This window comes from Bartonella queenslandensis AUST/NH15 (assembly GCF_000312585.1).
Lineage (GTDB): Bacteria > Pseudomonadota > Alphaproteobacteria > Rhizobiales > Rhizobiaceae > Bartonella > Bartonella queenslandensis_A.
Map to the genome: position 1 here is coordinate 13,192 of NZ_HE998010.1, position 11,581 is coordinate 24,772.

8 protein-coding genes are annotated in these 11,581 nt (G+C 39.8%); all 8 read right to left on the minus strand.

Going from position 1 to position 11,581, the window contains the following annotated elements; genetic code table 11:
- Positions 1 to 602: 602 nt before the first annotated feature.
- The 8 genes from BN338_RS07245 to BN338_RS07280 all read right to left on the minus strand — a co-directional run bounded on the left by BN338_RS07245 (position 603) and on the right by BN338_RS07280 (position 11,435).
- A complete protein-coding gene (locus BN338_RS07245) occupies positions 603 to 1,175 on the minus strand; it encodes a NifU family protein (protein ID WP_039760526.1) in 573 nt (190 codons plus the stop codon).
- A 59-nt stretch (positions 1,176 to 1,234) separates the two neighbouring features.
- Positions 1,235 to 1,726: a universal stress protein gene (locus tag BN338_RS07250; protein WP_039760528.1), complete on the minus strand. Its 492-nt coding sequence runs from the start codon at positions 1,724 to 1,726 to the stop codon at positions 1,235 to 1,237.
- Between the two features lie 63 nt (positions 1,727 to 1,789).
- Positions 1,790 to 2,860 (minus strand): tryptophan--tRNA ligase, encoded by a 1,071-nt coding sequence (gene trpS, locus BN338_RS07255; protein ID WP_039760530.1) that lies wholly within the window; start codon positions 2,858 to 2,860, stop codon positions 1,790 to 1,792.
- A gap of 60 nt (positions 2,861 to 2,920) precedes the next feature.
- Positions 2,921 to 4,492 carry a murein biosynthesis integral membrane protein MurJ gene (murJ, locus tag BN338_RS07260; protein WP_039760532.1) on the minus strand — a complete coding sequence of 524 codons (1,572 nt, stop codon included), beginning with the start codon at positions 4,490 to 4,492 and terminating at the stop codon, positions 2,921 to 2,923.
- Between the two features lie 830 nt (positions 4,493 to 5,322).
- Complete coding sequence (locus BN338_RS13200; protein WP_244427629.1) at positions 5,323 to 6,699, minus strand: BID domain-containing T4SS effector; 1,377 nt, start codon at positions 6,697 to 6,699, stop codon at positions 5,323 to 5,325.
- Positions 6,654 to 7,694: a Fic family protein gene (locus BN338_RS13205; protein WP_244427630.1), complete on the minus strand. Its 1,041-nt coding sequence runs from the start codon at positions 7,692 to 7,694 to the stop codon at positions 6,654 to 6,656. The genes BN338_RS13200 and BN338_RS13205 overlap by 46 nt, the downstream gene beginning before the upstream one ends.
- A 336-nt stretch (positions 7,695 to 8,030) precedes the next feature.
- Entirely contained in the window at positions 8,031 to 9,824 is a 1,794-nt protein-coding gene (locus BN338_RS07275; RefSeq protein WP_039760534.1) for a BID domain-containing T4SS effector, read from the minus strand.
- 306 nt (positions 9,825 to 10,130) lie between these two features.
- A complete protein-coding gene (locus BN338_RS07280) occupies positions 10,131 to 11,435 on the minus strand; it encodes a BID domain-containing T4SS effector (protein WP_039760536.1) in 1,305 nt (434 codons plus the stop codon).
- Positions 11,436 to 11,581 lie beyond the last annotated feature (146 nt).

The window sequence follows — 11,581 nt, forward strand, 5'->3', positions numbered from 1 at the left end:
ACAGTCTTTATATTTGAAAATGTTTATAAGAGGTATTTTTAAAATAATTTTTGTTATCATCTCATTTGTGATGTGTAAGCAAATAGTTTTGGTTGATGCAATAAATGGAATTGAAATGAGAAGCAGTATTTCCATTTAAGGTGTAAAAGTGTGATCTTTGTCGATGGGTTACTAAAAGGAATTTTGCAGGATTTTATCGTTGGAAACACTGAAAATGATGGGACAAAGGGGATAAGTGCGTACTCTATCTTATACTATTTTCTTTTTTCTGTAACAAATCGGTACTTTTAGGGGTAAAATTGCATGACAAGGTTATGAAAAAAAATAAATTTAAAGCGTGCTCTTACTCATGCGTTGTCCTTGCATGTATATGATGGGTTTGTTCAAATTATGCTTCTAAAGGAGGGTAAAAACCATTTTAAAGCATAGGGACAAGTGAAAGGGAAACTTATAGATTTTTAAAACAGTAGTGTATTCTTACGACAGCATGGCTTGCGGTTAAAATTTCAAGGATAAAATGGCATAAGATTTTTGCATTCCATGTTAAAGCCTTATTGAAGGGCGACAATTTGTGTGGTCATTTTACCTATTGAGGTCAATATTTATTGTGGCATGGCTTCAACGCCTAAAACTTCAGGGATAAAATGGCGTAAAAGATTTTCAATACCATGTTTGAGCGTTGCTGTTGAAGAAGGACATCCAGCACAGGAACCCCGCATATTGAGATAAACAATACCATTTTCAAACCCACGAAAAGTGATATCGCCACCATCATTGGCAACAGCAGGGCGAATACGTGTTTCAAGCAGTTCTTTAATGGTTAAGACAATATCAGCATCTTTTTCATCATAAAATTCTTCGTTAAGGGCATGGGCTTGTGTTGTAGCGCTGGTGGTGATAACAGGCTCATTGGACAGAAAATGCTCCATAATTGTGCCTAAAATAACCGGTTTGAGATGTTGCCATTCTCCCTCTTTTTTGCTTACGGTGATGAAGTCATAACCTAAAAAGACACCATTGACATTGGGAATATTAAACAGTTTAGCTGCTAAAGGTGAGTTTTTAACTGCTTCTTCACGGTCACGAAATTCTAATACACCCTCGGAAAGTACCACGCGTCCTGGTAAAAATTTAAGTGTTGCAGGATTTGGGGTGGTTTCAGTTTGAATAAACATAGACTCTCCTTTTATAGTGAAGAATTAAGAAGATCATTACATTTTAGAATATTATATTTTTAGGCAATAGACCTAATATCTTCATCGGCAAGATTACTAGGAATAACAATGACAGGGATTGAAAAAGCGGTTCCTTTATTCCCGATTAATTGGATAAGGGGACCTGGCCCTTCTGTATGTCCACTGGCTGCTAAAACAATCAAGGCAATTCTTTTATCTTCGTTGATCAGTTTAGAAATTTCATCAATTTTTTTCCCTTCACGCACCACTATTTCTGTTTCAAGGGCATGAGAGGTACGAACTTCACTCGCAATGTCTCCTAAAATTTTATGAGCACTTTGTGTTGATTCTGTACGCATCACATTGTTTACACCCAGAAAATGTTGAAATTCTGCACTATCAACAACACAAAGCAAAACCAAAGTTCTATTGGTATTTTGGGCATGTTGTGCGGCAAATACAACGGCACGCCGACATTCTGGTGTTTCATCGATAATGACTAAGTTCTTTTTCTTGGGTTCTTTTTTCGGATTTTTGGGTTTAGAAATCATGCACTTTCTCTATTTTGTACAAACGATTTTTTTGCTCTCTACCGTTTTTTAGTTTTATTGTTTTTATGTATCGTGCAAAAATCCAATAATTTCACGAATTTTTTTCAGATTTTCTTCTGCGAGCATACTAGCACGTTTAGCGCCATCATGCAAAACAGAGTCAATATAACTGCTTTCTTGATGAAGACGACGTAATTCTTCTGTTATAGGTGCAAGCTTATGGACGGCAAGGTCGGCTAGAGCTGTTTTAAAATGCGAAAATTGATGACCAGAAAATTCTACAAGAACCTTTTCTTTGCTGACTTTGGCTAAGGCGGCATAAATACCAAGCAGGTTATCCACTTCGGGGCGTTCTTTTAAAGCGGCAAGAGTATCGGGAAGAGGAGAAGAGTCTGTTTTGGCTTTGCGTATTTTTTTTGCGATAAGATCAGCATCATCGGTTAAATTAATGCGTGAAAAATCGGAAGGATCTGATTTTGACATTTTTTTTGTCCCATCGCGCAAGGACATAACGCGTGTAGCTGTTGTTCCAATCAGTGCTTCGGGGAGAGGAAAAAATCCTTGTCTTTTTTCTTCGTTCGTTTGCATAGGGATGCTAAAATTGAGTTCGGCAATACGTTGTGCATAGTCATTGTTAAATTTTTGTGCAATATCGCGTGTGAGTTCAACATGCTGTTTTTGATCTTCTCCCACTGGAACATGTGTCGCACGATAAACTAAAATGTCAGCAGCCATCAGCGTGGGATAGGCAAAAAGCCCAAGCGATGCTTTTTCACGATCTTTCCCTGCTTTATCTTTAAATTGTGTCATACGTTGAAGCCAGCCGATACGGGCAACACAATTAAAAATCCATGCGAGTTCAGCGTGTTGAAAAACACGTGATTGATTGAAAATAATATGTTTTTGGGGATCAATACCGGCGGCTAAAAAGGCTGCTGTTACTGTTCTGGTGGATTCGCGTAAAGTAAGGGGATCTGGATTGACGGTGAGCGCATGCATATCCACAACACAATAGAGGCAGTGATGAGAGTTTTGCAGTTCAACCCAATGCTGAATGGCTCCAAGATAATTGCCAAGATGTAAGTGACCACTCGGTTGTACGCCGGAAAAGACAAGTGGTGTGAAGGTATCCATAGGCGTGTTCTTTCTCCAATTAAGGTTATTCGTTTTATTGTTTTTGACGAAGTATAGATATTATGAGCGTTTTTTCAAATTTTTGAGTGTGTGAAAAAAGGAACGAGGGGCAGATAAAAAATAAGCACTAAAATAGATCAAGAATATGCCGAGCATAATCCCTGCTAAAGTGCTGACGCGCAAGAAAAAGGATGCTTGTGAGGATAAAGAAAAAGACAAAAATCCAAGCATATTTAATCCGTAATAAAGGGCTAGTGCACTCAAAAGGGTCGCGATCATGAGACATGATATTCGCTTTATCAGGTGGATGTCGTATTTCCAATAACCGCGTTTGATAAGGACACCCCAAAGTAAGAGTGTATTAGCCCATCCAGAAGTAATTTCAGCAATAACAATGCCTCGTGCGGATAGAATAGGAAATAATATTAAGGCGAGGCTAATATTGATGAAAACGCAAATGCCGGTAAAAATCATCGGTGTTTTAGTATCTTCGTGGGCAAAAAAATTGGGAATAAAGATCTTTATAAGAACAAAGGCAGGAAGTCCTAATCCATAAAGTTCCAATAATTGTGCAACATGGTGTGTTGATTGGCTGGTAAATTGTCCACGTTCAAAGAGCAAACTGACGATAGGGGTGGAGAGCAGCAAAAAAGCGATGGAAGCTGGGAGTGTTAGCAATAGCGTTAATTCGATAGAGCGGTTTTGCAAATGGTGGGTTTCTTCCTGCTTTTTGCTTCGCAAAGCGCGGGTTAATTCTGGCAAAAGAACAGTTGCAACGGCAATGGCAACCACGCCGAGAGGCAGTTGATAAAGGCGATCAGCATACATCAAAGAAGAGACAGCTCCCGATTGACTAGAAGCAATGTTAGTATTGATAAGCAAATTAATTTGTGTGATGCCTCCCGTGATAGCAGCAGGAAATGCTAAAGTTAATAGCTTGCGAACATTCGGTGTTAAATTGGGATGGCGGAGGAAAATTTTCATGCCGCTTTGACGCAAAGCAACGGCAATTAAGGCAAGTTGAAGAAGTCCTGCCGCTAACACACCCCAGGAGAGATTTAAACCGATATGCCAAGCATCAAGTTGATAGATCCAAGCATAGGCAAGTACACCAATCAGAATAATGTTTAAAAAGAGTGGGGCAATGGCGGCGATAAAATAGCGTCGCAGAGCATTGAGCATGCCTCCCATCATGGCAGCAAGGGACATGCAGGTTAAATAGGGAAACATGATCGCAGTAAAGTGAATTGTTGCGTTAAATTTTGTTGCATCTTCGGTAAAACCTGGAGCAATAATGGTTCGTACCAAAAAAGGCATACTGAGTTCCATAGCAATGGTTAACAGTAATAGAAACGTGAAGAGAACACCAAAGACCTCTTCTGCAAATTTGCAGGCAGTTTCGTGACCATCTTCAGTGATTTTTTTTGCAAAAAGAGGAATGAACGCAGCACTAAAGGCGCCTTCAGCAAAAAAACGCCGGAATGTATTGGGAAAACGAAAAGCAGCATTAAACGCATCAGAAACAGGACCAGTTCCTAGCGCTGCTGCCATAAGCATTTCACGGACGAAGCCAAAAATACGGCTCATCAGGGTTCCGGAAGCAACTGTTGCAATTTTTTTTATCAAGGTCATAAAGATATGTCGGTTTTGTTAGAAAAAAGAAAAGCGTTGATAGGAAAATAAACCGTTTTAAATCGTGAAAATCTGATCTGTATATCCATACAAGAATATATTTTTGACAGTGTTTTACGACGGTGTTTATCTTTCTGTCAACAAGGGTGTGTGAAGACTTTTAAAATGCTCCTTACTTTTATTATTGCATTACAATTTTTATTTGTTGCCATAAAATAATTAAAATTTCTTTTTCAAATTGAAATATGGGAGCGATGTCATAATAGTTTAGGGGTATATAATGATAATTGCTCTTTAGGGGGTGATGTTGTGTGTAATTCAATGGCATTCTGTTTTACCTGAAGGGCGTGATCTTATTAAAGAACGCAAATAAAATAAAAGTGTGAAGCAATGCGCTGTTTTCATGATTTAAAAGACAGTGCTTTCGGTGCTTTTAAAAGTTATAAGCTTGAGCTAAAAGGTGAAGGCAAAGCTCGTGATTGGTTTTCACTTCTACGGTTTTATATTCTCCCTAAATGAGGCGGTTTTTCCGTTTCAGAGATTCCGCAAACAGAGGATAGGAAGACGTGAGCTTTCAACAGCGTTTTGCTTTTTTTTTAGCACCTCCGGTTGCGAGCGTTATAAGCAATGAAAGTGATTAATGATCTTAATCCTTATCATTGCTCTGTTCAGTTTTTTTCACAGTTGATGAGAGCAAAATCTGAGAAAATAAAGTTGCTCTCCTATGGTTTGGGCATCTTGTGGATGCACGATTGGTTTGCCGATAAAGGCCGAAAGGAAAGGCAACCTTTTCTACCAGAGAGAGAGAAAAATTAAAAATTATATGAATTTTAGAGCGTCATGGCTTTTGCGTACTGCGTTGTGTGTGGTTGAAAGCTTTTTGTCACTTTCTGTGCTTTACTTGCTTCTTTATCAAGAATGTTAGAACATATTTTTTCAGTGTTTTTCTTTATCAACGGATGTTGGATAGATTGGTGCTGGTTTGGTGCTGAGCGCTCATTAAATTGGCGGTCATAAGAATGCATGGGGGATATGTTTTGTTCTATCTTTTTTGTCTGCTGGACGATCTCCATAATTTCTTTTGCCTTGATGGCAGATGTCCCAAGACTCTTCGCAAGTTTTTCGGGATTATTTTCCTTTATCGCCTCGTGCTCGCTTGAGGATAAGCGTTCATTGATTTTTCTGATATAATTCCTTAATTCCCCCCTTAATTCAGGAGAGTTTGATAACGTTTCTTGCTGTTGTTCTTTTGGCAAGGAAAGGAGATTTTGCATCCAAACCTTAGGCATTTCTACCGCCTGTTCACAGCGTCTTTGTTTTGCGTGATGGTCATGGAGAATGTCTCTTTCTGTTTGTGTAAAAATATTGATATAACACTCAATGGCTCTACAGAGGGGCATGATATTTGCTTCAGCATTGGTGCGCGCGTTATTTTTTATGCCAAATATATTGCTCCCAGCAAACTTAGTAATCGATTGAGGAGATGTGGCAATTTGATAGGTGAGCTGTTCTCCCTCTGTACGATTTTTATGGATCCTCTCAATTTTTTCCTGCAAAATATGTCGATTGCCATAAATGATTTGGCATAAAGTTTCGATTTCTGTTCTTCTTTCTTGAAGTGATGCGTTGCTTTTGATCCTTGTGATAATTTCTTCGTTTGTAAGAGAGGATATTTTTTCTGCGGGGATCAGCATTTTTTGCTGGTATTGAGGTCTTGATACTGTAAAGGAGAGGACGTCACCTTTTTTTAACGTTTGTATTTGCTCTGCTGTGCGCTCTTCTTTGGTTTCAGGTGATAAGGATAATTTCTCCGATGAGGGGAGAGAGGCCGTTTCCGTTTTCCTTGTAGTCGTATCCCAGTATACTATTGCTTTTTGGGGGTGTTGTTTTGCTCTTTCTTGATGATCGGAGCGTTTTTCCTTTGTCAGTTGGCCAGATATTAGATCATTTGTTGCTGTATTGTTGGTCTGTGAAATGGTTTCTTGGAAATTTTTTTGCGTTTGCCCCATAGAAGAAGATTGAGTCATTGGTTCTTTTTCTGATAGATTTTGGGGCATAACTTCAACGCTGTCCTGTAAAGCATGAGAGGCAATCCATGGTGCAAAATGGGCTTTTACTTTTCTCTCTGTTTGAATGGGGGCGTTATCTTTGTTCTTTTCAGTTATTTTATCGTTGTTGAGGGTGGCTCTTTTTTCTTCTGGAACCAATGTTTTTTGCTGGTTTTTTGCAGGCTTTGAGCCTTTGGCGCTGTAAAGGAGAAGGCCTCACCAATTGTTAATGTTTGTATTTGCTCTGGAGTGAGGTCTTTTTTATTTCCCAAGATGAGCGTTCCCTGAGCATCCATCATAAAGCCATTGGCTCCACAGCCTCTATAGGTTCCATGATAGGTCTCTCCTTCTTTTGCGACAACAGCGAGATAATAATTTTTTTCACCCATTCCAAGCTTTTTCATAGAGTTGGTGAATTCTTGTAAAATGAGCGATTTTTCTGGATGGGAGATATCCTCAAGCAGATGCTTCATAGGCTTTGGATCGCCACGTTCCATGGCAGCTGCGCGGACAAAGTCTTTGCGTTTTTTGCTTACAAGTGAAAAGTCTAGCTTATGTCCTGCTGCTTGTCCAAGTTTTTCAACAAACAGTCTTTTTGTACGCCTATTGCCCTCTCTGAAAGGATGCAAGTGGTGTAAGTCTATCATCAGTTGAGCAGCATGTTCAACAAATTCTTCGCGGGATAAGCCTTTTAAATTATTTTTTTCAGCAAGTGTTTTATCTAACTTTTCTAGTCCTTCCTGTACTTTTCTGCCAATCGCAAAAGGTTTTGTAAATTCTTTTCTTTTCAAAATGGGCATGGAAGCAACACTGCTATCTGCAAAGGTAAAAGGCTCTTCGCGGGTTTGTCCTGTCCATTCAAATGCACGGGAAAAGAGGCGTTGATGAAGATATTTTAGATAGAAGGAATTAAACTGCTCTGGTGGAGGTTCTTGGCGCAGTTTGATCATTTCTTTTTTTACATCATCAGAACACCGTTCCATTAATATTTCTTTGTTTTTGATGCGGTATTTATTTTTAAGTATCTTGCTATTGGGGTAGAAAAAATTTTGCGCTTCTTCATTGATTTGCTTAGAAATGGCGGCATTAATTGCAGGGGGGTGTTCTTGCAATTCTTCTGTGGAGGAGGCACCATGTTCTGTGTTTTCTTTCATGCATATTTCCTTTCACGTTTTTAATATTTGTTTTTTAAAAATCTTCTTTTTTGCATTTTTTGCTTTACATTATTTTCGTAGCGTTTTTTCTTTGAAGAAGAATATCTATTTGAATGATTGAAAAAAATTGATCTTATTTGCGTGGAACCTAAGTTAATAATGGAACAACGTGAATGCTGGTAATTTTTATGAAATGTATCGTAAAAATTTTATCAATGCGTTTTGTTATATGACAGTTTGTTCAAATTTTCTGTATGTTACACGCCATCCTTGGTGCAATATTGGAAAAATAATTGCACCAAAGTTTTGTGTGAAAAGCCAATGGTGATGAGACTATTACGACCAAGCCATTGCTTTTGATGTTTCGGCTCTGTGCGGTCGAATAGGCGGTTTTTCTCCTTGTCTAGACGTTTCTGTAAGCTCTTGATGCGGTTTTGTTGTTGAGCGTTCAGGCGGTTTCGGGGACTGCGATAAGCTTTGCTGCTTTTGCAGCTGCTTTTGCAATTGTTTATCCAGATCAGTAAGCGGTTGGTGATGGCGTTGTTGTTCTACCTGATGGGTTTGCACGATACTTTCTCTCACCTGTTTTACAGTGTCAGCATAATCCTTAATGGCGGTACAAAGGGTGGGAAGATTTTCTTCAGCAGTTTTGCGTGCTCCGTTTTTTATGCCAAGGGTTTTTCTACCAGCAAGCGGAGCAAAAGATGTAGAATCCTTTTCAATTTGAAATACAAGTTCTTCTCCCATCTCTGGAATTTTGTGCATATCTTCCATTCTATATTGCAAAATAAATGGATCACTATAGACAATTTTACACCAATATTGAACCTCTCTTTGACTATATTGAACCGATGGATTTTGTTGAACTCTGCGGGCAATTTCTTGGTTTGAGAGAGGCTGGATTTTCTTTTCTGAATCGAGTGGATTTCGTGCGGGTTGACTAATTGCTCCTTCTCGTTGCGCTTGTTGATGCTGTTGTTGTTTTGTGTGAGAATTTTGTGAAATATTCTCGTGATGTGTATATTTTGCAGTATATACATAACCGTTAATAGCGGCACAGAGGGTAGGAAGAGTTTCTTCAGCTTGTTTGCGTGTTCCGTTTTTTATGCCAAGAACTTTTCGACCAGCAAGCTTAGAAATAGACTGAGGGTGTTCTGTGATATCCCATAGGAGCTGTTCTCCCATACTGGGGTTTTCTTTTATGATCTCTATTCTTTGGTCTAAAATAAGCCGGTCACCAAAAGCCTTTTTGCACAAAAAGCGTATTTCTTCTTGATAAGCTGAAAGTAATATCTCTCTTTCCATTTTATTAATAGATGTTTTGTGTTTCTGAGACGGTTTTGGTTGTTCAATTGCTGTTGGGGTCGAGGCTACTTTTTGGACGACAGTGTCGCTTTTTTGTCTGTCTTCTATTGGGTGTGTTTTTCTTAAACGAGGTACTGCATATGGTTCACTATCCTGTGATGATGAACTGCTTTGCTGCCTGACTTGCCTGTGCTGTGGTGTTTTGGGTCTAACACTTGGGGCGAGAGTTTCCGGATTTTGGTTTTTTGTGTTGGTTTGCACTTTTGTTCTCATGCGTGGGGGTTTGGGTGGAGCCATTTCCGTTTGTAGAGAGGGGGCTTCTTGAGCCGTTGTTTTGTTTTGTTCTCTATCTTTTGCACGTGGTGGTCTTTGTGGAGCCGTTTTTATGCGCGTGGAAGGGCTTTCTTGGGGTTCAAGCTTTTGGATTGTTGGGTCGCTTGGTGTTTTATCTTTTATGCGTGGGGGTTTGGGCGGAGCCATTTCCGTTTGTAGAGAGGGGGCTTCTTGAGCCGCTGTTTTGTTTTGTTCTCTATCTTTTGCACGTGGTGGTCTTTGTGGAGCCGTTTTTATGCGCGTGGAGAGGCTCTCTTGGGTTTCAGGTTTTTGGATCATTGTGTCGGCTGGCGTTTTTTCTCTTATACGTGGGGGGGGCGGTGGTGCAACCTTTGGGGGATGTGACAAATTCTCTGGGCGTTTTTGTATAGGTGGGTTTGGCCCACTTTGAGAAACTTGAGAATGAGAGGGGGTGGTAGGAGATTGTTCAGCCTGTTGTTGAAATTTTGCCATCATTTGGGTGATAAAAGGGGAGGGATTTCTTTTTTTCATGCATGTTCCTTTCAAGTTCTTTCAATATTGTTTTCTAATTACTATTTAAGAATGTGTGTTGGTGTTTATCCTGTTTTAGGCTTTTTCATTTACTTTGTATGAGAGAGGAAATGAAACTGAATAAGTGCAAAAGATTTTACTTTCTTAGGGCCGATTATAATCACTTTCTCAATACTGTTTTATCAAGTGGTTAGATTAAGTGGTAGGAGAATGAATTTTGTTTCAACGCCTTCTCTTTCTTGGCGCAAACCACCTTTGTCATGATTGCGCCAAGACGCTGGATTCAGCGTGAAAAATTACGTTTGTTTAGCTGGCAAAAGCTACTGCTTTGGGGCTGGCAGTTTTGCGAGGACGAAAATCTGTTTCTTCTTGTTGCGTAGAGGTCGTTGCTCGTTCATGCGTTACTGTTGAAGTTTCAGGGCGTTGCACAGACTGTGAGACGCTTTGTTTTTGATGCAAGACTTGCGCTCTTTCAGAAGATGCTTCATGGCGTTCTTGGTTTGTCTGCTGAGTTTGTGAAAGGCTTTCTCTTACTTGTGCTACAGCTGTTGCATAATTGTCAGTGGCGTCAATGAGGTGAGAAAGCCCTGATTCAGCATGTCTGCGTGCTTGATTTTTGAAGCCACAAAAGTTGCGACCAGCATATTTGTTGAAAGACTTAGGATTTCCAGCAAGTTGTTGTGCGAGCTGTTCTATCGTTTCAGGGTTTTGGAAAAGCTCTTCTATTTGTGATTGCAAAATGTTTTCGTTGCCAAAAACAACTTTACACCAATATTGGATTTGGGCATGGTGTCTTCTGACTTTTGAATGCTGGTGAATTTGGGTAGAAATTTCTGCCTCTGAAAGGCTTTCTTTTTCACGGTGATCTGGTTTTTTCAGAAGTTTAGCGACGGCCGCCTTTCCCATGAGGTGTTCATAGTTTTTGAGTTCTTGCTCTGGAGATTGTAATAGGCTCTCTCTTGCCTGTTTGACAGCTTCTGTATAACCATCAACGGTGACACATAGGGCGGAAAAACTCTCTTCTGCTTGTCGGCGCGCTCGATTTTTGAAGCCAAACATGTTGGTGCCGGAAAGTTTCGCAAGACTTTCAGGATGGGCTGTCATGCGCCATGAGAGTTCCTCTCCAGCTGCGGGATTTCTTTGAATTTCTTGCATTTTTTCTTGCAAAATATCGGAGTTGCCATAGGCACTTGCGGATAAACGTTGAATTTCTTCTTGATATGTTCGAACCAATGAATGGTGTGGAAGCAATTGAATGATTTCTTCCTCTGAGAGGATTCTTGTTTTTCTTTGTGAAGTAACTGTTGCACGTGTCGTTTCAGGTTCTTGCGGACTTTTGGTCGAGCTGCTTCTTGTGAGAGGCATTGGTGAATGTGTCATTCTAACGGATGATGGTGCAACTTCCTCCGTAACAGTTTCTGCTCTTAAAAGAGATTGTCTTTCCTCACCTTCTTCCGGTATTGTTGACAGTCTTTTGCTTTTTGAAGGTTTTTCTTTAGGGAGTGGGGCTGGGGCTGCTGGACCTGAGACCTCTGCCGCTGCTTGTTCATAAAGCTTTATAAGTTCTTGTATTGAAGAGGATGGAAAAGGATGAAGGTGGTCTTTTTTCATGCATGTTTCCTTTCAAAAATTGTTTTAGAAAACCTCTTTGGGGACTCTTGCCTTTTAAGCTTTGATCACTTTGAGACAAAGGAAGATATCGAACTGAATGAGCTCCAAAGATCTGCGCTATTCACAATAAGTTTAATGGATCTTTG

Coding starts and splice junctions, on each gene's coding strand:
- murJ (WP_039760532.1), bottom strand. CDS start 4,492: ATGACCTTGATAAAAAAAATTGCAACAGTTGCTTCCGGAACCCTGATG.
- BN338_RS13205 (WP_244427630.1), bottom strand. CDS start 7,694: ATGAAAGAAAACACAGAACATGGTGCCTCCTCCACAGAAGAATTGCAA.
- BN338_RS07280 (WP_039760536.1), bottom strand. CDS start 11,435: ATGAAAAAAGACCACCTTCATCCTTTTCCATCCTCTTCAATACAAGAA.
- BN338_RS07245 (WP_039760526.1), bottom strand. CDS start 1,175: ATGTTTATTCAAACTGAAACCACCCCAAATCCTGCAACACTTAAATTT.
- BN338_RS07275 (WP_039760534.1), bottom strand. CDS start 9,824: ATGAAAAAAAGAAATCCCTCCCCTTTTATCACCCAAATGATGGCAAAA.
- trpS (WP_039760530.1), bottom strand. CDS start 2,860: ATGGATACCTTCACACCACTTGTCTTTTCCGGCGTACAACCGAGTGGT.
- BN338_RS07250 (WP_039760528.1), bottom strand. CDS start 1,726: ATGATTTCTAAACCCAAAAATCCGAAAAAAGAACCCAAGAAAAAGAAC.